This window comes from Iodobacter sp. BJB302 (assembly GCF_002735645.1).
Lineage (GTDB): Bacteria > Pseudomonadota > Gammaproteobacteria > Burkholderiales > Chitinibacteraceae > Iodobacter.
This window is the reverse complement of sequence record NZ_PDZG01000018.1, coordinates 12,942-38,191: the sequence shown is the minus strand read 5'-3', so window position 1 is coordinate 38,191 and position 25,250 is coordinate 12,942. Positions and strand designations below refer to the sequence as shown.

The following is a 25,250-nucleotide window of genomic DNA, read 5'->3' as shown; positions in this document are numbered from 1 at the left end:
TGGCATTACGGCTGGCACAGGATTAAGGCAATGTCTGATGTTTTTCCAGGCTCATTAACAGATGGCCATAATGAGCGGCAATTAGCATTGCAATCTTTATTCCGCACTTTAGAAGACAATTCTGAAGGCACGGTGATTGTGGATGAGCAATGCAAAATCGTCTGGATTAATGCCCGCTATGCCGATCGTTTTGGCTTTAAAGACCCTGCCCGCGCCATAGGCAAAGCCGTAGAAGAAGTGATTCCGCAAAGCCAGCTCAGAGAAGTGCTTAGAACCGGCCAGCCTATTTTATTAGATTTAATGGAGGCCCCCGACAGAACGCTGGTAGTCACCCGCCTGCCGCTGAAAGATCCGCAAGGCAAGCTGATTGGCGCCATTGGCTTTGCCTTATTTGATGAAATTCAATCGCTTGCACCCTTAGTCGCTAAATTTTCCAGCCTGCAAAAAGAGCTGGCCGTGGCGCATGAATCACTTGCCCAGGCCCGGCGCGCTAAATATTCTTTTGGCCACTTTATTGGTGAATGCGATGCGGTGCAGGAATTAAAACGCCAAGCCCTGCGGGCAGCCCAAAGAGATGCACCCATTTTATTACTTGGCGAAACCGGCACAGGCAAAGAAGTACTGGCGCACGCCATTCATGCCGCATCGCCCCGTGCTCACAAGCCGCTGGTTACACTCAATATGGCGGCCATCCCTGAAACCCTGCTCGAAGCCGAGCTGTTTGGCGCAAGCGCAGGCGCTTACACAGGCGCGGATAAAAAAGGCCGTATTGGGAAGTTTCAACTCGCCCACGGCGGCACGCTGTTTCTTGATGAAATTGGCGATATGCCGCCCGCGCTGCAAGTTAAATTATTGCGGGTTTTGCAGGATAAGGAATTTGAAGCGCTGGGCTCTAATCAGATACAACGCTCCGATGTACGCATTATCGCCGCCACCTCCGCGCCGCTGGCCAGGCTCATCGCTGAAGGGCAATTCAGGGCTGATTTATTCTACCGCCTGAATGTACTGACCATCGAGCTGCCGCCACTTCGAGCCCGGCTGGCCGATCTGACCCTGCTGGCCGAATCCATGATGAATAAACTGGCTGCCAGCGGCCTTGGCCAGCATCGCCTGGCCCCCTCTGCCATTGCCCTGCTGACCCAATACTCCTGGCCCGGCAATGTGCGGGAGCTGCACAATATTCTGGAACGGGCACTGATGCTCAGCGATAGAGCCACCTTAGAAGCGGACGACCTTGCCCCGCTGCTCTACCCCGGCACCCAGCCCAGCCACAGCAGCGCCAAAACCCATGCCGAATCCATGCAGGCTTTTGAACAACAGCTCATCAGTGACGCCATCAAAAACTGTAAAGGGCACATCCCCACCGCCGCCAGGCAACTGGGCCTTGCGCGTGCCACGCTTTATAAAAAGATTGCGGGGTTTAAACCGGACGAATAATCACCGGCTTACCTACATTGCACCAGCCCCATAAATATCCTTCTTTGCAGCCAGTGCCCGATTACAGAACTGACTTTCTACGAAATGAGATTACAGTCTCATTTTATAGACTCCATCTCTTATGATGGTTTTTATTACTTTCTTTTCATTTCACCGCACCATCTTCGATTTTTTGTCTCGTTTTGTAGACTAAAAATCCTCCCATACCCTCCCCATACCGCATGTTTGCTTGTTTCTTAAAGCTGGCACACATTCTGCTTACTGTATAACTACAGCTTTACTACAAATAGAATAATATTGATGCACCCTCCAGAAAAGCTGACCACATAAGAAATATAAGTAGTGTGCCCTGCATTTCAGCTCAAGGATAAACACAATGTCAGATCCTATTTTGCAAACGCGCGGCCTTTGTAAAGAATTTAAAGGCTTTGCGGCAGTCAGTGATATTCATCTTGAAGTGGAGCATGGCAGCATCCATGCCTTGATTGGCCCTAATGGCGCAGGCAAAACAACCGTTTTTAATTTACTGACTAAATTTCTGGCCCCCACTTCCGGGCAAGTTATTTTTGATGGCACTGATATCACAGCAGCCCAGCCTGCCGAAGTGGCCAGCAAGGGGCTGATTCGCTCTTTCCAGATCTCTGCCGTGTTTCCTAATATGAGCGCGCTCGACAATATCCGTGTGGCGCTGCTGCGCATTCATGGCGGCGCACACCGCTTTTGGCGCTCTAAACAAGAGCTGAACGCTTTCACTGATACGGCGATGGATTTACTGGAGGAAGTAGGCCTTGCTGAGTTTTCGCATGTCTTAGCAGGCGAGCTGGCTTACGGCAGAAAGCGCGCTTTAGAAATTGCCACCACACTGGCGCTCAAACCCAAGCTGATGCTACTGGACGAGCCCACACAGGGTATGGGCATAGAGGATGTAGAGCGCGTAACCGCGCTGATTCGCCGTGCATCCGTTGGGCGTACCATTTTGATGGTGGAGCACAATCTGAAAGTGGTTTCTACCCTGGCCGATAAAATTACCGTATTAGCCCGTGGCCAGCATTTATCTGAAGGCGATTACGCCACCGTGTCGGCCGACCCGCGCGTCATGGAAGCTTATCTGGGTATCAGCCCTGCAATTTCCGCCAGCCCACAGGAAACACTCCATGCTTAACAGCCAGGACCACAGCGGTGAAATGTTGCGTGTAAGCGGCTTACACGCTTTTTACGGCGAATCACATATTTTGCATGGCATAGATTTTGGCGTGCGGCGCGGCGAGCTGATTACCCTGCTGGGCAGGAACGGCGCTGGCCGCAGCACCACACTAAAAGCGATTCTGGGCCTCACCGGCCAGCGCGCAGGATCGATCATGGTAAATGGCCGCGAAGTAATCCGCATGGCCACACACAAAATAGCGCACCTTGGCGTGGGCTGGTGCCCCGAAGAGCGGGCGATTTTCTCCAGCCTGAATGTGGAAGAAAACCTTAACCTGCCCCCCAAAGTGCGCAGCGATGGCATGAGTCTGGAAGAGATTTACACGCTGTTTCCCAACCTCTGGGAGCGCCGCAAAAGCCAGGGCACACGATTATCCGGCGGCGAGCAGCAAATGCTGGCCATGGCACGCATCTTACGCACCGGCGCACGCCTTCTGCTGCTGGATGAAATCACTGAAGGCTTAGCGCCGGTGATTGTTAAAAAGCTGGGCGAAACAGTAGAGCTGCTAAAAGAGCGCGGCTACACCATTGTACTGGTCGAACAAAATTTTCACTTTGCCGCAGGCATCGCCGACCGGCATTACGTGATTGAACACGGCCAGGTAGTGGATTCAGTTAGCGCAGACGAGCTATCTGCCAGTGCTGGCAGGTTAAATCATTATCTTGGGGTTTGAGCGATAGGGTCTCATGCAATGCGTGTTATGCAGGGTAGGTGGAGCCCCATACGTGCTGACCAAATTGGTTTTTTATTTCCAAACAGCAAAAGAACGTAATGTCCACGCATTCAGCATAGGGTTTTAAAGTCCCCTTGAAGCACGCCGAAGCGAGGAACAAGCGGGCGGGGTTTCTTTGATGCCTGTTTGAGCGAAGCGAGTTCCGCAGCCGCCACTCGATTGTCCGCAGATGAGGGGCATTCGTGCTGGTCGGGGCGGCCTTCTTTGGCTTCGTTTCTTGGCCGTTCAAGAAAGGAAGGCCCCCGCGGTGGCTACCGCTCCAAAATCAACGTGCCGAAGGCACTAAAAAGATCTTTTGGTATTTTAGTTAGCGTTTTATTACATCACACCGGAGTGTCCGCCCGCCCTACGACAGCCATTTTGATGATTAGAAAAAAATTACCGCAGTCCCCGCAAGACCGACCTCAAACGGAGATACACCTCATGCAAAGCTGTAAACCACTTGTTCTTGCTATAGCACTTGCCCTGCCTGCCACCACGTTTGCCGGCCCTTTGTCTGGCGATATGGTCAAGATTGGTATTCTCACTGATATGTCGGGCGTTTATGCCAGCGTGGGCGGCAAAGGCTCGGTGATTGCGGCGCAAATGGCGATCGCGGATTTTGGCGGCAAGGTACTGGATAAACCGATCGAGCTGGTCAGCGCAGATCACCAGAACAAAGCCGACATTGGCGCAGGCAAAGCACGCGAATGGTTTGATACCCAGGGCGTGGATATGGTGAACGACCTGCTGAATTCTGGCGTGGGCATTGCCGTGCAAAAGCTGGGAGCCGAGAAAAAGCGCATCACCATTAATAACGGCGCAGGCTCTACCGCGCTGACAGGCAAGGAATGCAGCCCTTACGGCGTGCATTACGCTTATGACACCTATGCACTGGCTAAGGGCACCGCCACCGCGCTGATGAAGCAAGGCTTAGACAGCTGGTACTTCCTTCAGGCGGACTACGCCTTTGGTGCAGCACTGCAAGGTGATGCCAGCAAAATTGTGGCTGCCACAGGTGGCAAGGTGCTGGGTACGGTAAAACATCCGCTTTCCTCTACCGATTTCTCTTCCTATCTGATTCAGGCACAAGACTCTAAGGCCAAAGTGGTTGGGCTTGCCAATGCCGGAGCCGATTTTGTAAACGCGGTAAAGCAAGCTAAGGAATTTGGCCTGAAGCAAACGATTGCTGGGCTCTTGGTATTTGATAGCGATGTGAAAGCGCTGGGCCTGAATGCCGCACAAGGCATGAAATTTACTACGGCCTATTCATGGGAATTAAACCCGGAAATGGAAGCCTTTGGTAAGAAATTCTTCGCCAAGGCAGGCTTTATGCCAACGATGGACCACGCAGGTATTTACTCCAGCACCCTGCATTATTTAAATGCAGTGAAAGCAGCTGGCACCGATGATGCCGATGCCGTGATGAAAAAAATGCGTGAAACCAAGATTAATGACTTCTTCGCTAAAAACGGCGTGATCCGCGAAGACGGCCGCATGGTGCACGATATGTATCTGGTGGAAGTGCTTAAACCCAGCGAATCCAAAGGCGCATGGGACCAGCTCAAGCTGGTTGCCACCATCCCGGGTGATATCGCCTTCAAGCCGCTGGCTGGCAGCGAATGTCATTTGATTAAAAAGTAAATGTCTTGCGCAGGATGAGTGGAGCAAAGCGATACCCATCAACATTGCCAAGCACGATAGGTATCGCCGTATCGCTGAGCGAGGTAAACCTCACACACAGAACGGCTCCACCCATCCTGCGAACCTTCTTTTATTATTTCTGAGGTAGAGCATGGACATTCCCTTGCAAGCCATCATGTCGCAAGCCTTACTCGGCTTAAACAATGGTGCTTTTTATGCCTTACTCAGCCTTGGCCTTGCCGTGATTTTTGGCATGCTCAATGTGGTTAACTTTGCTCACGGCGCTTTTTATATGTTGGGCGCTTTTGTGGCGCTGCTGGGCTACGACCAGCTGGGGCGGATTCTGGGTGACGAAAGCATCCGGATGTCGTTCTGGACAGCGCTGATTGTGGGGCCGATTGTAGTGGGTTTGCTCGGTGTATTAATCGAAAAAACCATGCTCAGCCGTCTGTATAAAGTCGATCATCTTTACGGACTTTTGCTTACCTTCGGGCTGGCGCTGATCTTTGAAGGCGTGCTGACCAATTACTTTAATGTGGCCGGTGAGCCTTACAACGCAAAACCAGAAATCCTGGAAGGCGCGGTCAATCTGGGCTTTATGGTGTTTCCTAAATACCGGCTATTTTCGATTGTTTTATCACTGACGGTCTGTTTTGCAGTCTGGTACTTAATCGAAAAAACCAAATTTGGCTCCCACCTGCGGGCTGGCACAGAAAACCCGGATGTCACCCGCGCTTTCGGTATTGATGTGCCGTCATTACGCACGCTAACCTATTTTTTGGGCGTGGCTTTGGCCGGGCTGGCAGGCGTGGTGGCCGCGCCAATTTACTCAGTCAGCCCCAAGATGGGGTCAGACTTAATCATTATCGTATTTGCCGTAGTGGTGATTGGCGGCATGGGTTCGATTATGGGCGCGATTCTAACCGGCATTGCACTGGGGCTGTTGGAAGGGCTGGTGAAAGTGTTCTACCCCCCTTTGGCCAACACCGTGATTTTTATCGTGATGGCGCTAGTTTTACTCTGGCGTCCGTCTGGCCTCTTTGGTAAGGAAGCATGATGAACGCACCGATAGTTCGACTCGTCCCGGCCGCCGTCTTGTCCAGAAAAAAAACCAGCTTTACACCGTGGATTGCGGCCCTCGTTTTTGCTTCCATTGCGCCCTTTGTGGTCTACCCCATTTTTGCCATGGAGCTGATGTGTTTTGCGCTGTTTGCCTGTGCTTTTAATCTGCTTTTAGGTTTTGGCGGCTTACTCAGCTTTGGCCACGCCGCATTTTTTGGCAGCGCAGCCTATCTGTGCGGCCATGCGATTAAAAACTGGGGGCTAAGCCCGGAGCTGGGCATTTTATTTGCCACCAGCGGCGCAGCGCTGCTGGGGCTGGCTATCGGCAGCATCGCCATTCGCCGCCAGGGCATTTACTTTGCCATGGTCACCCTGGCGCTCGCACAGATTGTGTTTTTCTTATGCTTGCAAATGCCTTTTACCGGCGGCGAAGATGGCTTACAAGGCATTCCAAAAGGCCATTTATTTGGCTTAATTGATTTATCCGCCACCGTCAGCGTGGGCCAGCAGCAATTACCGCTGGCGCTGTATTTCTTTGTGCTGGCCATTACCTTTGGCGGCTACTGGATGATCTGGCGCACCGTGCACTCGCCTTTTGGCATGGTGCTCAAAGCCATTAAAGAAAACGAGCCGCGCGCCTTGTCATTAGGCTATCAGGTGAATCGCTACAAACTCGCCACCTTTGTGCTCTCTGCCGCCCTTGCGGGCCTCGCTGGCGCAACAAAAGCGCTGGTCGTGGGCCTCGCTTCGCTCAGCGATGTGTCCTGGCATATGTCCGGCGAAGTGGTGCTGATGACTTTACTCGGCGGCATGGGAACACTGCTTGGGCCGGTGGTAGGCGCGGTTACGGTGGGCACGCTGCATCACGAGCTGGCCTCGTTCGGATCATGGGTCACTGTCACCATCGGCGTGGTATTTGTGGTATGCGTGATGGCATTCAGGCGCGGCATTGTGGGTGAGATTGCTTATCGCCTGAAGCGGGATTTATAGGATGAATGATCACCTAAGTGCGCTAAGCAAAGTCAAAAAACCCTTTTTAGTGCCTTCGGCACGTTGATTTTGGTGTGGGCGTCCCGCTGGACCTTCCTTGTGTGGCCAAGAAACGAAGCCAAGCCACACACTCAAAAACATGAAGGCTCCTGCTGCGGTCCAATCGAGCCGGCGGCGGGCGGGATTGGCTCGCTGCCTCGCTCCCAAGCGATCCCCCGCCCCGCTTGCTCCTTGCTCCGGCGTGTTTCAAGGGGACTTTAAAAAGCCCTATGCAATGAGAGCAGTTATTACGTTCTTTTAATTGTTTGCTGAGATAAAACCAAATTGCTTAGCGCACATAAAACTTCACCCACACTACGTCTCCAAAAACCACGCCATCATTGGCAAAGAGGTAGGAAATGCGATTACTCCTGACCGGCATGGTCGTTTTATTATCGGCCTGCAATAGCAATGATTATTTTGACAACAATATCCGCCCATCCTGGCTGGGCAATGTCAGCCAAAATAGTTTTGATGGCGTGAGCAATGATTTACTGACCGCGGGCTTGGGCAAAAGCGGCCTGGCACTCGCCCTGCCCGCCTTTGCTGATCCGGCAAGACCCACACCGGCCGAGCTGCGCCGGGCGGCTGTTTATAATAATTACCGCGCCCTTGTTGATATCAGCAGTAGCGGCGGCTACGGCAGGCTGTACGGCCCTAATATTGATATCAGCGGCAACGACACTTTGGGCGAGGGCAAAATAGCCGGGGAGGAATACCTCGCCTACAGCGACGATGGATCGGGCAGACAAAATGTCACGCTGATGGTGCAAATACCCGCCAGCTTTAATCAAAGCAAACCCTGCGTAGTCACCGCAACTTCATCCGGGTCGCGCGGGGTATATGGCGCGGTTTCAGCGGCGGGCGAATGGGGGCTGAAGCATGGCTGTGCGGTGGCTTATGCCGATAAGGGCAGCGGCACGGGCATTCATGATTTAAGCAGCGATACGGTTAATCTAATCGACGGCACACGCGCTAACCGCAGCTTTGGCGGCGGTAATTTTGATGCAGGTTTATCTGGCAGCGAGCTGGCCAGCTTTAACACGCAATTTCCTTATCGCATCGCATCCAAACACGCCCACTCGCAGCAAAACCCCGAAAAAGACTGGGGCAGAGATACCTTGCGGGCGGTGGAATTTGCTTTCTGGCTGCTGAATGAAAAATACGCCACTGTTCAGGCTGGTCTGCGTAAAGCAGATTACGCCATGCCTTCCACTGTCACCGTGATTGCCGCCAGCGCATCCAATGGGGGCGGCGCTGCGTTAGCCGCCGCCGAGCAGGATACAAAAGGCTTAATCGATGGCGTAGCCGTGAGCGAGCCACAGGTGCAGCCCGCCTCTGTTGCAGGCCTCAGCATCTTGCAAGGCAGCAATAAAATGCCCGCCATTGGCCTGCCGCTGATTGATTACTTCACCCTTGCTAATCTCTACCAGCCCTGCGCAGTGCAATCGGCACGTTTAAGCGGTGCAAACTCGGCCTTGGGTACGGCAGTTTCTCCGCAACTGGGCAGCGCCCGTTGCGCGTCACTGGCGGCCAAAGGTTTTTTAAACGGCAGCACGCTCGAAGCACAAGCCAGCGAAGCCTATAACAAGCTGATTGCTGCCGGCTGGCTGGCCGAAGCCGATGCTTTACACGCCAGCCACTACGGGCTGAATGCCACATTGGGTGTGGCACTGACTTACGTCAATGCCTATGGCCGCTTTTCGGTTAAAGACAATATCTGCGGCTACAGCTATGCGTTTACCAATACCACAGGCGATGTAATTGCACCGCTTACCAACAATCTGGCGGGCATTTTTGGCAGTGGCAACGGCGTGCCCCCTACGGCGGGGATATCCATCATTAATAATTTATCTGTGGGTGGCGCTAAAGCCGATGCCATGTCGGTTTCTGCCTCCACGCAAAGCGCTGATTACAATCTGGACGGTGCGATCTGCCTGCGTAAACTCGCCACAGGACTCAACCCCCTTACTGGTGCCGCTCTGACTGGCAATGAAAAACTGCTGGCCGACCGCGTGGCCATTGGCATCAAAGAAGCGCAGCGCACTGCAAGGCTTAATGGCAAACCCACCATTATTGTGGCGGGGCGCTCTGATGCACTGATCCCTGTAAACCACGCCGCCCGCGCCTATTACGCACTCAACCAGTCACAAGAAGGCAGCGGCTCTAAGCTGCGCTATATCGAAGTCACCAACGGCCAGCATTTTGATTCCTTCCTTGCCCTGAGCGGCTTTCCAACCCGCTTTATACCGCTGCATGTATATGCAGGCCGCGCGCTGGATGCCATGTGGGCGCACCTGAACAGCGGTACGGCATTGCCTGACAGCCAGGTGGTGCGCACAACGCCGCGTACATCTGCGAGCGATAACTTAAATGCCAGCGCCCTGCCTGCTTTTGCTGCAGCGTCTGGCAGCGATGCAATTCGTTTTAGCAATACCACACTGACTATCCCTCAATAAGCAGCGCCTCTGCAGGCGGGGGCTTCTCCCCGCCTGCAAGCGGCCCCCTAAAGGAAATGGCGGTTATGAAAACCTTATCAGGAAAAAGCGCCTTAATTACCGGATCCACCAGCGGTATTGGGCTGGGCATAGCCCGTGCGCTCTCTGACGCAGGGGCAAATGTCGTACTGAACGGCTTTGGCGATGTTTTGGCGGCAAGAGAGTTCGTCGAGCAGGCTGGCGGCAAAGTAATCTATCACGGCGCAGATTTAAGCCACCCTGATCAGATTGCCGATTTAATGCGCTATGCCGAAAAAGAATTCGGCAGCATTGACATCTTAGTCAACAACGCGGGCATTCAGCATTTAGCCCCCGTAGAGGATTTTTCTACCGAGCGCTGGAACAGCATTATTGCGCTGAATTTATCTGCGGGCTTTCACACCACCCGCCTTGCTGTACCCGGCATGAAAAAGAATAATTGGGGACGAATTATTAATATCGTTTCTGTACACGGTTTGGTAGCATCAACGCATAAATCTGCCTATGTGGCCGCCAAACACGGCATGATAGGGCTGACTAAAGGGGTTGCCTTAGAGCTGGCCCAAACGGGCATTACTTGTAATGCCATATGCCCGGGCTGGGTGCTCACCCCGCTGGTAGAGCAACAAATCACCAGCAAGGCGGCCCAACAGGGCATTAGCTATGCCGAGGCTCAGTCTCAGCTCTTACTGGAAAAACAACCCTCGGGCGTATTTGTCACGCCGGAGCAAATTGGCGCACTGCTGTTGTTTTTATGCAGCGATGCTGCAGCAGAAGTACGCGGTGCCGCATGGAATATTGATGGCGGCTGGATAGCGCAATAAGCGCCTGCAGCCTGCCTGTAACCCGCTTCTTACAAACCGACCGAGATAAGCAATGCGACAACTCAGCCCCAAAATCAGCCCATGGCTTGCTACTTTTAATCAACAGTTCAGTGCCATGCAGGCCAATGGCTATAAGCCCACATGCACCAATATTCGCGAAGGTCTGGCTTATTTAACGACTGCTTTTGTCACGGACATCCCCGCCATCCCCTGGGTACAGGATGATCTGGTGCCCTCGTCCCGCTATAAAGTGCCGGTGCGGATTTACCACCCCAACCCCAGCCGCGCACTACCTGTATTGGTTTATTTTCATGGTGGCGGGCATATGGCGGGCGGCATTACGGTGTACGACGCCATTTGCCGCAAAATCGCCACCGCAGCGCAGCATATTGTGGTGTCGGCTGATTACCGGCTGGCCCCTGAATGCCCCTACCCGGCAGGTGCAGACGATGCTTTTTCAGTGGTTAAACATATTTGGGAAGTGCTGGATCAGCGCAAGCTGCAATACAAACGGCAGCTTTCCATTGGCGGCGATTCTGCCGGTGGTGCGCTGTCCGCCACCATTGCCAGCATCGCGCAATTTGATCCGTCGATTCGTATCCACGCTCAGCTCTTGATTTACCCCAGCCTGGATTACACACTCAGCGCCCCTTCGCTGGACGAAAATGGCACCGGCTATTTAGTCACCAAAGAAAAAGTGACTTGGTACTTTAATAACTATTTTCAGCACAACGAAGACAGAAAAGCGGCATCGCCACTCTTTGCAGAATTCAGCGCCAACCTTCCACCCACGCTGGTAATCAGCGCAGAATTTTGCCCGCTCAGAGACGAAGGCATTGCCTATCTGGCCCGGCTGAAAAAAGCCGGTGTAGCATCAGATCATCTGCACTTTGCCGACCTGCCCCATGCCTTTTTAAATTTAGAAAATCTGGTTAAAGAAGAATGCCAGCGCGCATATCAAAGTATGGGTGCGTGGTTAAACATTAAGAAAAACGATGCGGAAAATGAATCACAGAAATAATGCAGGAAAATACAAATATTAAATTTTGGCACTTTACCAACAACGCCATAAAAATGGCCCGGCATTCAGCCGGGCCATTTTTATGCTTTACGCAAAGTACGGATTACTTCAATGGCTGCGCAGCCAAAGGATTGCCGCCTAATGCATTGGAGATATCTGCAATCGCTTTTTGAGCACGTACGCTATTGCCTGCACCATCCAAAGGAGGTGAAATCACAGCAATACCGAATTTACCCGGTGAAACCGCGATAATCCCGCCGCCTACGCCGCTCTTAGCTGGCAGGCCGGTTTTGTACAGCCATTTGCCGGAATCATCATAAAGACCAGCAGTAGCCATCACAGCCAGCACTTCAGGTACGTTTTCTGTTTTTAATGCCTGCTTGCCGGTAACCGGATTCTTACCGCCATTAGCCAGCGTTGCGGCCATCATTGCAAGGTCTTTGGCATTCACGCCTACCGAGCACTGACGGGTATAGATATCTGTTGCGCGATCCGGATCGGCTTTAATCTTACCGTAGGCATACATCAAACGGCCAATCGCCTGATTGCGCTGATTGCTGGCGGCTTCAGACTGATACACTTCATCCAGAACAGTCAGATGGCGGCCCGCGAAATCGTTGTAGTAACCTAAAATCTTGCTCCAGATTTCATCGTAATTTGCGCCCTTTACCATACTGGTAGCGGCAATCGCGCCTGGGTTTACCATGGCATTCATTTCCGCGCCACGGTTTTGCTCAATCGCAACGATAGAGTTAAACGCCTGGCCTGTGGCATCTACGCCCTGGTTATTCAGAATAGAGTCAGTACCAGACTCATCAATTACCTTGGCCATAGTAAAGACCTTAGAGATAGACTGAATCGAAACTTCAGTCGTCACATCACCCTTGGTGTAAACCTTGCCATCTGCAGTCACCAGCACAATCCCGAATACTTTTGGATCGACCTTAGCCAGCGCAGGAATGTAATCGGCATTTTTGCCTTCCTGCAAGCCTTTGTAATTATCGTAAGCGGCCGTCAGTGCAGCCTCTACTTCGCTCTTTTTAAATAAGTCTTTTGCTTGTGCGGCACCACTTAAAGCCAGTACCAATACAACAGCTAACATGCTGCGTTGTTTCATTGTAAAGCTCCTCGTTAACGCGCCTTGGGTCGGAGCGCGCTGTAAGAAAATATACCAAATAAAAACGAAGGAGAAGTTGTACAAAGTCAGTTGCATATTCATCGCAAGAGGGGCATGAAAACAGCAATGACGGCATAATTTGCAGCGCGAAATAACACAATTTTTTCCTCTTTGTTCCCCGTATTAATACCGAAAAACCCTTGGTGAATATCAAACCAATTCAGCAGCCGCCGCGCTGAAAATAAAAAAAGCACCCGACAAAGAGTGCTTTTTCTGAATGCAGCCTGACAATCAGGCATCTAATGTAATCACCGGCCTGAGCGCAGCCCTAATTGCGGCTTCATCAGGCAAGTTTTTTGCCTGCCAGCGAATGACAGAAATCCCTGCCGAGCTTAAGGCTTTGTCTTTCTTTGCATCGGCCAGCTGGCGATCCTGTCGCTGATGGCTGGCATCATCCAGCTCGATCACCGCCACGATACTGGAATCCTTATTACACACCACAAAATCGGCGCTCATACGGTTAATCCGGTTTAACCATGCGCGATAGTTATTCCCTTTTTTAATCCCCAGCAAGCTGGATAGCTGCACCTGCGCCAGCACAATATGCTCTGGCATCGCTTTTAGCAGCCGGAAATACAGCACCTGCTCTGGTGTAGTGAGCGGGTTTTTAGCATAAAACGGCCAGACTCCAGCCGTATCAACGCCTTGTGCCTTGACTTTTAAGATGGAAATAAACATAAAAACAGCGCCAATCAACAGCAAGAGCACAAGAAATTTCATTTTATTTCCATAAAAAAGGAATGAGTAAGGCGCAAGAATTAAACCCAATGGGTCTAAGCAAGCTCTGGCTAAGAATTCAATGCCCCGGTTGCTGCAACACGGCGAGCTTTAACCCGCCATGCACAATCAACCACGGCGCCAGGTTGTGCCCTGAGCACTGTCTTCCAGCACAATACCGGCCGCAATCAGCTCGTCTCTGATCCGATCCGATTCGGCAAAGTTTTTAGCGGCGCGGGCGGCTTTACGCCCTTCAATCAGCGCTTCAATCGCTGCCGCACTATACTCGCCCTCTGCTTCGCCAATGCTGGCTTGCAAGTAAACTTGCGGCTCACGCTGCAAGAGACCCAGGATTGCACCCAGGGCTTTTAACTGCCCGGCCAATTCGCCCGATTGCTGTTTATTGACTTCCAGCGCCAGCTCAAACAACACCGCTACTGCCTCAACGGTATTGAAATCATCATCCATGGCCGCTTTAAAGCGCAGAGCGTAGCTGCTGCTCCAGTCGATTTCTGACTCAACAGCAGGCACATTTTTCAGTGTGGTGTAAAAGCGGCTTAATGCGCCTTTCGCATCATCCAGATGGGCATCGCTATAATTGAGCTGGCTGCGGTAATGGGCACGCAAGATAAAGAAGCGTACTACTTCAGCATCGTATTTTTCCAGCACTTCGCGAATGGTGAAAAAATTGCCCAGGCTCTTGGACATTTTTTCGTTATCCACACGAATAAAGCCGTTATGCATCCAGTAATTCACATAAGCATGGCCGTGTGCGCCTTCGGATTGGGCGATTTCATTTTCGTGATGCGGAAACTGCAAGTCTGAGCCACCGGCATGAATATCAAAATGGCTGCCCAGATGATGGCAGCTCATGGCCGAGCATTCAATATGCCAGCCAGGGCGCCCTTCACCCCAAGGGGAAGCCCATTTTGCATCTTGCGGTTCTTCGGCTTTAGCGGCTTTCCAGAGCACAAAATCCAGCGGATCTTGCTTATTTACATCCACATCCACCCGCTCGCCTGCGCGCAAATCGTCCAGCGATTTGCCGGATAATTTGCCGTAGCCTTCAAACTTACGCACGGCATAATAAACATCGCCATTAGGCGCAGGGTAAGCCAGGCCATTGGCAATCAGCTTGGCGATTAAATCGTGCATGCCTTGCACGTGTTCAGTTGCGCGTGGCTCGTGATCCGGGCGAATCACGCCAAGCGCATCAAAATCTTCATTCATTGCGGCAATAAAACGGCTGGTCAGCGTATTAATCGCTTCACCGTTTTCTAAAGCACGTTTAATGATTTTGTCGTCAATATCGGTGATATTGCGTACATGGGTAAGCTGATAGCCCGATGCCCTCAACCAGCGCGACACCATATCAAACACCACCACCATGCGGGCGTGTCCCAGATGACAGTAGTCATATACGGTCATGCCGCAGACATACATATTCACCTTGCCGTCTGTAATCGGCTGAAAACGCTGTTTTTCGCGGGCCAGTGTGTTGTAGATATTTAACATGAGTGCTGTTTCGTTGGCGTAAAAGAGCGATTCTACCAAAGCTGCCCACTACGCGCTTCATCAGCGAACGCACAGAAACAGAAAGAAGTGATTTTCACTTAAAGCCCGTCGCGCCCACTTACCCCTGTTGACAGAAGAACATAGTCACATTATAAGAATACCTCTCAATATGACAAACAGGTAAGCCCGTGCGTAAAAAGAACATCGCAATCATTGCCTTAAGCTTACTCGCCAGCGCATGCAGCAGTGTTCCGGCAGAAAATAAGCAATATGCCGAGATGGATGAAAAGGAATATGTAACCGGCAGCAATATTCCACGCAAAGATCGCAGCAGCGTTAAAGTGTATGACAAAGAATTATTGCGTGATTTACAAGACCGCCCCAGCGTTTCGCCAAATATGAATTAAATGATGCCCTCATTGCATATCAGGGCCGCAACACCCAAATCGTAAAAGCCTGATATGCAATGATTCTGTCCATAAACTATGCCTTTTTTAAACATTGCAGCACGCACAGGGATGCACTTCATTTGCCCGGCACGGCAGCAATGCGCCCCACACCTTTGATCGTACCGGCGTAAAACGTGTACTGCCTGCAAACGCTATTTGAACGACGCCAAATCATGCCTGAGCCAGATTGAACGCACACCAGAGGCAGAGACAAAAACACCGCGCAGCCGCGCAGTTCGTTGCTGATGCGTACTTGTTCATGGGCGGGCGGCTCAGTGGCATAAGCAATAACGGCGGATTCTATTGCCTTATCGACCCGGTTCTTGAGATTGGGCTTGCGGCGGTTGCTATCAAAAAGCTGTGCAATGCGCCGCAGCCGGTGTAGGATGCGGGCCATTCGTTTTATCAACCGCACTGTTTAAAGGAGAACACATTATGCAAAACACCACTACATTCTCCGCAGTCCGCGCCTAGTTTATCAAGACTTCCCTCCAGTAAGTCCCATTGACCCGGCTTCGGCCTGCCACATCATTTTTTAAATCTGATATGGATTTATCATGGGCAATTACGTTCAAAATTTGTCTGCGCGCGTTAATTTAATCGCGTCTGCAGATACATGGATCGAAGGCGATGCGATCCGGCAATTACAAAACACCGCCAAACTTCCCGGCATGCAATATGTTTCCGGCATGCCTGATTTGCATCCCGGCCGGGGCTATCCGGTGGGCGCGGCTTTTTTCTCTGCTGATTTTATTTATCCGGCTTTAATTGGCGGCGATATTGGCTGCGGCATGGCCTTGTGGCAAACCGATATTGCGCTGCATAAAGCCAATCTCAGCAAGCTGGAGAAAAAACTCGGCAATCTTGATGGCCCTTTGGGCGAGGAATGGCAGGATGAAATAGCCGGCTCAATCGCCACACAAACCGGCTTTCAACAGGCACTGGGAACCATAGGTGGTGGCAATCATTTTGCAGAGCTGCAATCAATTGATGAGGTTTACGATGCTGCCGCGCTGGATGCGCTGGCCATCAGTAAGCAGCAGCTTCAGCTTCTGGTGCATAGCGGCTCGCGCGGCCTGGGGCAGTTTATTTTGCGCCAGCATATTGATCAGCATGGCCACAGTGGATTAGCTGTGGATACGGCAGATTGCGCGGCTTATCTGCAAGCGCATCAGCAAGCCGTGCAATTTGCCATGCTAAACCGCAGGCTGATTGCCCGGCGGATATTGTCGCGGCTAAACGCCAATGGCCAGGCGCTGCTGGATATCAACCACAATCTGGTTATGCCCGCACAAATGCATGGCCTGCAAGGCTGGGTACACCGCAAGGGCGCAACGCCGGCCGATGTTGGCCCAGTGGTGATTCCGGGCTCACGCGGCGATTTCAGCTACCTGGTTTTACCGCTGGCCAGCGATCTGAGCCTGAACTCACTGGCCCATGGTGCGGGCCGTAAATGGATGCGCAGCGAATGCAAAGGCCGCTTAAGCCCGCGCTATACCGTGGCCCAGCTAAGCCGCACCAAGCTGGGCAGCCATGTGATTTGTGCCGACCGGCAACTGATTTATGAAGAAGCCCCCGAAGCCTATAAACCCGCCGAAAATATTATTTCCACTCTGGAAGGCGCAGGGCTGATCAAGGTGATTGCAAGGCTGAGGCCGGTACTCACTTACAAAACCCGCGGGGAGTGCTGCGAATGATTTTATTACAACTCTCTGCCGCCCAAGGCCCGCTGGAATGCCAGCTGGCCGTTAGCAAAGCACTGCACCGCCTGATGTTTGAAACCAGACAACGGCAGCTCAAGCTGGATATTTTAGAGCAGGAAGCTGGCGATAAAACCGGAGTTTATCGCTCTGTTTTAATCAGCCTGGATGGTACAGGCGCTGAAGCGCTGGCCCAGCTGTGGGAGGGCACAGTGCAATGGATCTGCCCCAGCCCCTACCGCCCGCGCCAATTACGCAAAAACTGGTTTATTGGCGTATTGCGCTGTACAGAAACCCAGCGCGATTTATCAGGGGAGATTCGTTTTGAAACCACGCGCTCATCCGGCCCGGGCGGCCAGCATGTAAACAAAACCGAATCCGCAGTGCGGGCAACCCATCTGGCCACAGGCATCAGCGTAAAGGTGCAAACCGAGCGCAGCCAGCACGCCAATAAGCGCCTGGCAGAAATACTGATCGCCCACAGACTGGCCAGCCTTGCCGAGGAAGCCAGTGCCAGCCAGCGCAGCGAGCGGCGTTTAATGCACTACCAGATTGAGCGCGGCAGCCCCAAACGCATTTTTAAAGGCGAGCTATTTGAGCCAGTAATCGCTTAATCAATGGCCCTCCGTCATGGAGGGCCACACAACAGAGAAAATCATGATTCGCGCACTGTTTATTTGTAGCCGAAACCGCCTGCGCAGCCCCACCGCAGAGCAAATCTTTTCCACATGGCAAGGGGTTGAAACAGATTCTGCAGGCCTTGCGCCCGATGCCGGTGTGCCGCTTTCATCAGAGCAAATCGGCTGGGCCACGCATATTTTTGTAATGGAGAAAATCCACCAGCGGCGCTTAAACCAGCGCTTCACCGCCGCCATTAAAAATAAAAAAATCATCTGCCTGAATATCCCGGACGATTACCAATATATGCAGCCAGAGTTAATCCGCTTATTAGTGAAGAAAGCAGGCGGGTATTTGGGAGGCTAAAATCCAAAGCAATTAACTTAAGCGAAATATTCGCCGCACGGCAATCCCGCCAGACTTTCACATGCAAAGCCGCAAAAAACGGTCTGGCTTCACGCATCCAGCAAACACAATATCAAACCGATGAGATACTGACACTCACGGCCTGCCCGCCTGGCTCGTGCTTTATTTTTACAGGTAAAAAACGCTCGATTACGCCGATATTAGTCAGCAAATGAGAGGACGCTTTGGTGCAGGTAAAGCTGCCTTCCCCCGCAAGCGCCATGCTCAGCAGTAATTGATCAGCAAGGTATTCCCCCACTGCGCCCTGGCTTTCTAAATAGATTTTTGCCAGGCTGGCGGCCTGATTAGCTACGGCTTCTGCACTGGTGCCTTTCTCGCCAAAGCCTGTAAAAATCTCGCTAAGATGCTCATGCACCACTTCAATCAAAACGGCATTACCGGGGCCCTGATCGTTACTTAAAACACGAACCTCCCCTGCCACACCTTCAATCCGCTGGCTGATCTGATCAAGCTCCCGCTGGGCCACTTTACCGGGTACTCCGGCAACGAGTGCCTCAGCCTTAATCTGCAGCAATGCGCCTCTGCTGCTTAAGTGCAGTGGGATCAGCGCAGAAACTGGCTTTACACTGGCCGTGATTTCCCCGCCGCCTGCCGGGTAAAAACCATAGCGTTTTAAAGCAATATCCTGCTGCACGCCCATTTTTGCCAGCAGCGGCTGCCAGGCGCGGATCAGAAAATCGGCAGGCGGGGCCGCCTTATTATGCGTGCCACCGCTTACCGAAACCGTACTGGCCTGCTTTGCAAACCAAAGTGCGGGCAGAATGGTTTGCAATACCAGGGTGCAGCTGCCCGCCGTGCCAATGGCAAAACGATAATCCCCGCCCTGCACCGGGCCAGGAATAAAGCGCAGGCTTTGCGAGCCCACCGCCGCGCCTTCAACACTTGCGCCACAAATAGCCGCCGCGGCCTCCACCGCCGTTAAATGCTGGCGCAACAAGCCCGGCTTTTGCCGCCCGGCGCGAATGTTTTTTATCTTAAAGCGCTGGCCAGTCATCATGGAAAACGTAAGCGCGCTCCGCAAAATCTGCCCGCCCCCTTCCCCAACGGCCCCATCCAACTCAATCATTTATTTTCCTTATTATTTTATGCAGCTTCTGCATGCACCGCTTTATAAAGCAAGCGATCCAGGCTTGTCAGCTGAGCCAGCGGCCTTGGGGCGCTTGTTTCTGCCACTTCCTGCGCCAGGGTTTGCTCAATAAAGGCGTGGATGCACGGGAAACGAGCACCATATTCAGCCTCGCCAGCACTCATTTTTACCGCCAGCAGCTGGTTGATTTCTTCTGCCAGTGCGCTCTGGTCTGCAAGCATGGCCTGGGCCAGATCAGCAAACCGCATGGGTGGCATATTGGCCCGGCTATCTATCCACAGCATGGCCAGCAAGGGGCGCAGCACGTAGAGATACTTTTTCATTCTGACCGTATCTCCTTGCAAATACCCTCTGAAATTCTTTTTGGCCATCGATAAATAATGCCAGCGTGCTTTTTTAGCAGAGAAATACCCGGCTTTTAGAGCCTGTAATTCATCGCAAAGCCAATCTTCCTGCCGATAAATCACCGGCGAATCCAGCCATTCAAACAGGGTGGGATTCGATTTCCCCAGTAAACCCAGCGCTTTGCGCAGCTCCCAGCCGCAGATATCCAGCTCATCGCTGATGGGCACTTCAATCACATCGCGCTGTTTTTCAATATTGAGGTACCAGTCTAATGAGTGCACATAGATAAACCGCACATCGTAATCGCTATCGGGCGAGGCAAATCCCCAGCCCCGGCTGCCCGATTCACAAGCAAATAATATCTTTACCTGATGCCTTGCTTCGATCGCGCTCAATTCATCCATGATGCGCTCGCGAACACGGGCTTCTATCGGGTGGGCGCTCAGTATTTTCATTTTAACTTCCTCTTGAAATCGCCCCATCCAGTGCTTACCCCTTCACACAAACCACCTGGCGCAGGGTATGCACAATTTCTACCAGATCAGACTGCGCGGCCATCACTGCATCGATATCTTTGTAAGCCATGGGGATTTCATCAATCACCTCTGCATCTTTTCGGCATTCCACATGCGCTGTAGCGTTGATCTGGTCTTCCACCGTAAAGAGTTTTTTGGCCTTGGTTCTGCTCATAATTCGCCCGGCACCATGGCTGCAGGAGCAAAAAGCCTCTTCATTACCGAGGCCTCGGACAATAAAGCTTTTGGCCCCCATCGATCCCGGAATAATCCCCAGCTGGCCTTTTTGCGCCGAAACCGCCCCTTTGCGCGTCACCAGCACCTCGGCACCAAAGTGCGTTTCTTTTTGCACATAGTTATGGTGGCAATTCACCGCCTCTACATCGGCCAGAAAGGGCTTGCTGATCACTTTTCGCGCGGCTGCAATCACGTTTTGCATCATCACCGCGCGGTTACGGCGGGCAAAATCCTGCGCCCAGCCCACGGCTTCCACATAATCATCAAAGTGCTGGCTGCCTTCCTCAAAATAAGCCAGATCGCGGTGCGGCAAATTGGCAATATGCTGGCGCATATCGGCCTGAGCCAGCTCGATAAAGTGCGTACCAATCGCATTTCCTACCCCGCGTGACCCGGAATGCAACATAAACCACACACGGTTTTCCTCATCGAGGCACACCTCAATAAAGTGGTTACCTGTACCCAGTGTTCCCAAATGCTTACGATTATTGGTCCTCATTAAGCGGGGATATTTATCGGTAATCTGCTTAAACCCATCGGCCAGCTCACCCCACATGGCATCCACGGTGGCAGGTGGCGTATCCCATGATCCTTTATCCCGGCCGCTTCTGGTTGAGGTACGGCCATGCGGCACGGCGGCCTCAATCGCACTGCGCAACCCGGCCAGATTATCGGGCAAATCTCCCGCCATCAGCGTGGTTCTGGCGGCCATCATTCCGCAACCAATATCCACCCCCACCGCAGCAGGAATAATCGCCCCGCGGGTTGGAATCACGCTGCCGATAGTCGATCCCTTACCCAGATGCACATCGGGCATCACGGCCAGATGCTCAAAAATAAACGGCATTCTGGCGGTGTTTATCAGTTGCTCACGCGCCTCATCTTCCAGCGGCACACCCTTAGTCCAGAGCTTGATTGGCGAAGCGTTTTCCACATTAATCTGGCTGTAATTGCTCATTTTTTTATTCTCATTTATTGGCTGCGTTGTGCATAAACACAGCGGTTTAAGTAAAGCGGGCCTTGCCATGATCTTCAGTACGGGTGAAACCCGCTTCATTTTCAGCATGGCCAGCACTACAGTACAGTGCAAGCGCCGTGCCACCCATAAAAAGAATGCATCAATTAATCAACAAGCCATTGATTTATAAGTGCAATAAAAATATTTAAACGCAAACTACCCGCACCATTCTTCGCCGGAAACAGATAAAACATGATAAATTAATCTAGTCATTTATATTTTTGGATAAGGCAGATGCAAAAGACCGTGGTGTTTGGCTTTGTAGGCACCGTGCTGGATTATGTGGGCCGGGGCAGCCAGCGCTGGGAAAAGTGGCGTCCTACCATTGGCCTGTGCCAGCAGGAAGAGCTGCTTATCCACCGGATAGAGCTGCTGCACGATCTGCGCAGCCGCGGCCTGTTTGAAAGGCTAAAACAAGATATCAGGCAGGTTTCCCCCGAAACCGAAGTCGTCGGCATTGAAATCAACTTAAGCAATCCATGGGATTTTGAAGAGGTTTACGCCGCGCTGCATGATTTTGCCCACGGCTACCGCTTTGATACCGAGGCCGAAGACTATCTGATCCATATCACCACCGGCACGCATGTGGCGCAAATTTGCTGGTTTTTGCTGGCTGAATCGCGCTATTTGCCCGCCAAGCTGATCCAGACCTCGCCCGATCGTAAAGAGCAAGGCCCGGCTGGCCGCTACACCCTGATTGATCTGGATTTATCCCGCTATAACAAAATCGCCAGCCGCTTTGCCCAGCTGAAAGACGAAAGCGTTTCTTTTTTGAAATCAGGCATCGCCACACGCAATCCGCGTTTTAACCGCATGATTGAGCAAATCGAAAGAGTGGCGATTCGATCCAAAGCGCCCATCTTGCTGAGCGGCCCCACGGGCGCAGGCAAATCATTTTTAGCCCGCCGTATTTATGAAATGAAAACGTCCAGGCACCAAATCAGCGGGCGTTTTGTAGAAATAAACTGCGCCACACTGCGCGGCGACAGCGCCATGTCTGCCCTGTTTGGCCATGTAAAAGGCGCATTTACCGGCGCACAAACCGAGAGAGCTGGCCTGCTGCGCAGCGCCGATGGCGGCTTACTATTTTTAGATGAAATTGGCGAGCTGGGGCTGGATGAGCAAGCCATGCTGCTCAAAGCCATCGAAGAAAAACGCTTTTTCCCCTTTGGCAGCGATAAAGAAGTCAGCAGCGATTTTCAGCTGATCGCAGGCACCGTGCGTGATCTGAAACAATGGGTGGCCACAGGGCGCTTTCGGGAAGATCTATACGCCAGAATCAATTTATGGCTGTACGAATTGCCCGGCCTTGCAGATCGCAGCGAAGACCTGGAGCCTAATCTGGAATTTGAGCTGCTGCGCTACGCCAAAGAGCAAGGCGAGCAAGTGCGCTTTAATGCCGAAGCTAAACAAAGCTATTTAAAATTCGCCAGCCGCCCCGAGGCCAAATGGTCCGGTAATTTTCGCGAGCTATCGGCCTCTGTCACCCGCATGGCCACGCTGGCAGAAAACGGACGTATCACCCAGGAAAACGTAAACGAAGAAATCACCCGCCTGCAACAAGCCTGGCACAACAATACCCCCAATGAATTAGACGAATTAATGGGGAGCAAAGCCGGTGAGCTTGATTTGTTCGATCGCCTGCAGCTGGAAAAAGTCATCCAGATCTGCAAAGTATCTGATTCGCTGTCTGATGCAGGCAGAAAACTATTTAATATATCGCGCCAGGAAAAAGCCAAAAGCAATGATGCAGACCGCTTAAGAAAATATCTGGCCAAATTTGAATTGGATTGGGGCAAGGTGAAAGGGAGTGGTCTGGCGGGTGGCGCTTAAATATGACTATTGCGCAAAGCATCGCTCTGCCAAAAATCCACAAGCGATGCCAGGCCCTGTTTCATATCAAACCCAGCCCTCCCCGCTGCACATAATTTTTATGCTAAGAAGCAAATGCTTTGCCTGATCTTTGATTCCCAGTATCATCAATAGAACGTTCGTTCTTATTATATTGAGAGGCTATGGAATCATCCCTTGTTATTCAATTACGGCGGCATGCCTTAACACGGCAAGGCTTACAATCCGAAGCCATTTTCGGCAGAGGCCCCGCTGCTACGCTTGCGGCAATTGAGCATCTTGGTTATGTGCAAATAGACACTATCTCAATCATAGAACGTGCGCATCATCATATTCTTTGGTCACGCGTGCCCGATTATCAGTCTGGTTTTTTAAATCAGCTGCTCGAAAACCGCCAGATTTTTGAATACTGGTTTCATGCCGCATCCTACTTACCCATGCGCGATTATCGTTTTGCCCAGCATCGCATGGCCGCGGTCAGAAACAGTACCTGGGCTAATTATCACGACATACCCGCCAGCCTGATGAATGAAATCTTGCTAAGGGTGCGGGATGAAGGGCCGTTGCGGGTACGAAATCTGGAGAACAACAAAGGAAAAAGCGGCAGCTGGTGGGACTGGGGGCCGGGTAAACGGGCCATAGAAAAGCTGTTTCTGCAGGGCGATCTGATGATTAGCCAGCGCATCGGCATGGAAAAAGTCTACGAGCTGCGGGAGCGCATGCTGCCTGCCAATCTTGATACACGCCAGCCAAATCTGGCCGATTATGCAGGCTATCTGCTGCAAAGCTATTTACGCGCGCACAGCGTGGTGACATTCGAGCAACTTACCCATCTGCACACCGATCCAGCCTTAAAAAAAACCATGCGCGAGCTGCTGGAGGCCCAAATCGCCAGCCATCAGATCGGGGCTATCAGCAGCCCGGCCATGCCAAAAGCCTACGCAGAAACAAGTGCACTCACCCAAGCCTTATCAGCCGCCCCCTGCGTGCACCTGCTATCGCCATTTGATAACGCCATCATCCACCGCAAACGCCTGAATCAGCTGTTTGGCTTCGACTATAAGCTGGAATGCTATGTGCCCGCTGCCAAACGCAAATATGGCTATTTCTGCCTGCCCATCCTCTTTGGCGATCACTTTGTGGGCCGCATCGACTGTAAAGCACACCGGCAGGAACAAAGACTGCAAGTCATCAGCATGCACCTGGAATCCCCTATCAATATGCCCGCCCTGTTTGCAGAAGCATTGATGCAAAAGCTACAGCAATTTGCAATATTTAATGGCTGCGAGCAGCTTGATATTCAGAACATTGAAGGTGTTTTAGCCGTATGAGCTAATTGCATGGCGCTAGCGTAAAGCTTAGGGAGGAGTTATATGAAAGCAGGGGCAGATATTCAGTTTTGCAAAAATAAAAAACAGAACTTGCCCTTAATTGCCGGCTTAATTCTTAGAAAGAGGTGGATACACATCCCTTAAATCCATCTGCACAACTGGTTGCTTACACGTTTGAGAGGGGGCATCTCCACTTGCCATGCCAAGGATCTTGGCCCATCCATTACCATATGGCCAGAATATATAATCCCGGCCAAATGCCATTACTCCGTCTTCCACAAATAGCCGGTCAGTAAAATTGAGTTTCCCCTTATCGTTTGATAGATTGCTCGCAACTACACCGTAACCATAAGTAAGAATCGACCGATTTCCGTCAATAAATCCGTACCTATCTTCACTTCGATAATTCGTTTCAGGCAATTTCAGAAGAGCTGCATCGAAACACTCAAGCCCGCAATCTCTGTGCCAATTAGCCTTTTTTGTGTATCTGTAGAGCGCTGTTTCATCTTTATCTCTCAGTGAGCAATCAAATCCAGCATATCCATGCTTTGCAATAAACGCCGGGCCTTGAGTGCAATCCGATGAATACCCTGCTTCGATATAAATATACGAAACAGGCCTTTTTTTAAGCACCTGATAGCGATCCGTTTTATTACACAGCTCAATAAATTTGGCATAAGCAGGGGTTAGCTTATATGCAAATGGATAAATTGCCAAAGCAGACAGCACAAATACAATATAAATAACTCTGGGTAGGCCTGGCGACAGAATCTTGCTACTCAGGATGAGTAACAAGAATATAAAACCGGCGACCAGCAAAAAGCCTATTGCAAACATTGCAGATTTTGATATGA

At 51.7% G+C, this 25,250-nt stretch carries 23 protein-coding genes and 1 pseudogene; 16 read left to right on the top strand and 8 right to left on the bottom strand.

The features are described from left to right. Positions 1 to 30: 30 nt before the first annotated feature. From CSQ88_RS08070 to CSQ88_RS08030, 9 genes are all read left to right on the top strand, one after another. Positions 31 to 1,437, top strand: coding sequence for a sigma-54-dependent Fis family transcriptional regulator (locus CSQ88_RS08070; protein WP_099397595.1), 1,407 nt, complete (start codon positions 31 to 33; stop codon positions 1,435 to 1,437). Positions 1,438 to 1,813: 376 nt separating this feature from the next. Then, the gene (locus tag CSQ88_RS08065; RefSeq protein ID WP_099397594.1) at positions 1,814 to 2,599 is read left to right on the top strand and encodes an ABC transporter ATP-binding protein; all 786 of its coding nucleotides are present in this window, start codon (positions 1,814 to 1,816) and stop codon (positions 2,597 to 2,599) included. Beyond that, positions 2,592 to 3,314, top strand: coding sequence for an ABC transporter ATP-binding protein (locus CSQ88_RS08060; protein WP_099397593.1), 723 nt, complete (start codon positions 2,592 to 2,594; stop codon positions 3,312 to 3,314). Before CSQ88_RS08065 ends, CSQ88_RS08060 begins: the two co-directional genes overlap by 8 nt. A 483-nt stretch (positions 3,315 to 3,797) precedes the next feature. Further along, a complete protein-coding gene (locus CSQ88_RS08055; protein WP_099397592.1) occupies positions 3,798 to 4,997 on the top strand; it encodes an ABC transporter substrate-binding protein in 1,200 nt (399 codons plus the stop codon). A 151-nt stretch (positions 4,998 to 5,148) separates the two neighbouring features. After that, on the top strand, positions 5,149 to 6,054 hold the full coding sequence (locus CSQ88_RS08050) for a branched-chain amino acid ABC transporter permease (protein ID WP_099397591.1): 906 nt from the start codon (positions 5,149 to 5,151) through the stop codon (positions 6,052 to 6,054). 38 nt (positions 6,055 to 6,092) lie between these two features. Further along, a complete protein-coding gene (locus CSQ88_RS08045; RefSeq protein ID WP_257212527.1) occupies positions 6,093 to 7,049 on the top strand; it encodes a branched-chain amino acid ABC transporter permease in 957 nt (318 codons plus the stop codon). 398 nt (positions 7,050 to 7,447) lie between these two features. Beyond that, the gene (locus tag CSQ88_RS08040) at positions 7,448 to 9,547 is read left to right on the top strand and encodes a 3-hydroxybutyrate oligomer hydrolase family protein (RefSeq protein ID WP_099397589.1); all 2,100 of its coding nucleotides are present in this window, start codon (positions 7,448 to 7,450) and stop codon (positions 9,545 to 9,547) included. Between the two features lie 65 nt (positions 9,548 to 9,612). After that, on the top strand, positions 9,613 to 10,389 hold the full coding sequence (locus CSQ88_RS08035) for a 3-hydroxybutyrate dehydrogenase (RefSeq protein ID WP_099397588.1): 777 nt from the start codon (positions 9,613 to 9,615) through the stop codon (positions 10,387 to 10,389). Between the two features lie 52 nt (positions 10,390 to 10,441). Next, entirely contained in the window at positions 10,442 to 11,410 is a 969-nt protein-coding gene (locus CSQ88_RS08030; protein ID WP_099397587.1) for an alpha/beta hydrolase, read from the top strand. A gap of 103 nt (positions 11,411 to 11,513) precedes the next feature. On the opposite strand, the gene glsA is transcribed toward CSQ88_RS08030, so the two are convergent. The 3 genes from glsA to cysS all read right to left on the bottom strand — a co-directional run bounded on the left by glsA (position 11,514) and on the right by cysS (position 14,819). Beyond that, positions 11,514 to 12,527, bottom strand: coding sequence for a glutaminase A (gene glsA / locus CSQ88_RS08025; RefSeq protein ID WP_099397586.1), 1,014 nt, complete (start codon positions 12,525 to 12,527; stop codon positions 11,514 to 11,516). Positions 12,528 to 12,818: 291 nt separating this feature from the next. Continuing rightward, complete coding sequence (locus tag CSQ88_RS08015) at positions 12,819 to 13,307, bottom strand: DUF2726 domain-containing protein (protein WP_099397584.1); 489 nt, start codon at positions 13,305 to 13,307, stop codon at positions 12,819 to 12,821. Positions 13,308 to 13,433: 126 nt separating this feature from the next. Further along, positions 13,434 to 14,819, bottom strand: a complete 1,386-nt coding sequence (cysS, locus tag CSQ88_RS08010) for a cysteine--tRNA ligase (RefSeq protein WP_099397583.1) — start codon at positions 14,817 to 14,819, stop codon at positions 13,434 to 13,436. A 188-nt stretch (positions 14,820 to 15,007) separates the two neighbouring features. Between cysS and CSQ88_RS08005 the strand changes: the two genes are divergently transcribed. After that, positions 15,008 to 15,226, top strand: coding sequence for a hypothetical protein (locus CSQ88_RS08005; protein WP_099397582.1), 219 nt, complete (start codon positions 15,008 to 15,010; stop codon positions 15,224 to 15,226). A gap of 197 nt (positions 15,227 to 15,423) precedes the next feature. Here CSQ88_RS08005 and CSQ88_RS08000 read toward each other — a convergent pair. Then, positions 15,424 to 15,626 (bottom strand): annotated as a pseudogene (locus CSQ88_RS08000) (IS481 family transposase); the annotation flags it as partial. A 199-nt stretch (positions 15,627 to 15,825) separates the two neighbouring features. Between CSQ88_RS08000 and CSQ88_RS07995 the strand changes: the two are divergent. Genes CSQ88_RS07995 through CSQ88_RS07985 form a run of 3 tightly spaced genes read left to right on the top strand, consistent with a single transcriptional unit; the run spans position 15,826 to position 17,952 of the window. Continuing rightward, entirely contained in the window at positions 15,826 to 16,965 is a 1,140-nt protein-coding gene (locus CSQ88_RS07995) for an RNA ligase RtcB family protein (protein ID WP_099397581.1), read from the top strand. After that, positions 16,962 to 17,582 (top strand): peptide chain release factor H, encoded by a 621-nt coding sequence (gene prfH, locus CSQ88_RS07990; RefSeq protein WP_099397580.1) that lies wholly within the window; start codon positions 16,962 to 16,964, stop codon positions 17,580 to 17,582. The genes CSQ88_RS07995 and prfH overlap by 4 nt, the downstream gene beginning before the upstream one ends. Before the next feature lie 43 nt (positions 17,583 to 17,625). Beyond that, positions 17,626 to 17,952 carry a low molecular weight protein tyrosine phosphatase family protein gene (locus CSQ88_RS07985; RefSeq protein ID WP_099397626.1) on the top strand — a complete coding sequence of 109 codons (327 nt, stop codon included), beginning with the start codon at positions 17,626 to 17,628 and terminating at the stop codon, positions 17,950 to 17,952. A 112-nt stretch (positions 17,953 to 18,064) separates the two neighbouring features. Here CSQ88_RS07985 and rtcA read toward each other — a convergent pair whose 3' ends face one another. From rtcA to CSQ88_RS07970, 3 genes are read right to left on the bottom strand one after another with little or no spacing between them, the layout of a single operon-like run. Further along, positions 18,065 to 19,078 (bottom strand): RNA 3'-terminal phosphate cyclase, encoded by a 1,014-nt coding sequence (gene rtcA, locus CSQ88_RS07980; protein WP_099397579.1) that lies wholly within the window; start codon positions 19,076 to 19,078, stop codon positions 18,065 to 18,067. 17 nt (positions 19,079 to 19,095) lie between these two features. Next, a complete protein-coding gene (locus CSQ88_RS07975) occupies positions 19,096 to 19,899 on the bottom strand; it encodes a nucleotidyltransferase domain-containing protein (protein ID WP_099397625.1) in 804 nt (267 codons plus the stop codon). Positions 19,900 to 19,933: 34 nt separating this feature from the next. Next, a complete protein-coding gene (locus CSQ88_RS07970) occupies positions 19,934 to 21,154 on the bottom strand; it encodes an RtcB family protein (protein ID WP_099397578.1) in 1,221 nt (406 codons plus the stop codon). Positions 21,155 to 21,182: 28 nt separating this feature from the next. Between CSQ88_RS07970 and CSQ88_RS22940 the strand changes: the two genes are divergently transcribed. The 3 genes from CSQ88_RS22940 to CSQ88_RS07955 all read left to right on the top strand — a co-directional run bounded on the left by CSQ88_RS22940 (position 21,183) and on the right by CSQ88_RS07955 (position 24,396). Beyond that, complete coding sequence (locus CSQ88_RS22940; protein ID WP_180273583.1) at positions 21,183 to 21,344, top strand: hypothetical protein; 162 nt, start codon at positions 21,183 to 21,185, stop codon at positions 21,342 to 21,344. Positions 21,345 to 21,448: 104 nt separating this feature from the next. Further along, positions 21,449 to 23,047, top strand: a complete 1,599-nt coding sequence (gene rtcR, locus CSQ88_RS07960; protein ID WP_099397576.1) for an RNA repair transcriptional activator RtcR — start codon at positions 21,449 to 21,451, stop codon at positions 23,045 to 23,047. A 182-nt stretch (positions 23,048 to 23,229) separates the two neighbouring features. Next, positions 23,230 to 24,396: a winged helix-turn-helix domain-containing protein gene (locus CSQ88_RS07955; protein ID WP_099397575.1), complete on the top strand. Its 1,167-nt coding sequence runs from the start codon at positions 23,230 to 23,232 to the stop codon at positions 24,394 to 24,396. Positions 24,397 to 24,504: 108 nt separating this feature from the next. Here the strand turns inward: CSQ88_RS07955 and CSQ88_RS07950 are convergent, their stop codons facing one another. Then, positions 24,505 to 25,233 (bottom strand): hypothetical protein, encoded by a 729-nt coding sequence (locus CSQ88_RS07950; protein WP_099397574.1) that lies wholly within the window; start codon positions 25,231 to 25,233, stop codon positions 24,505 to 24,507. Between the last annotated feature and the right edge of the window lie 17 nt (positions 25,234 to 25,250).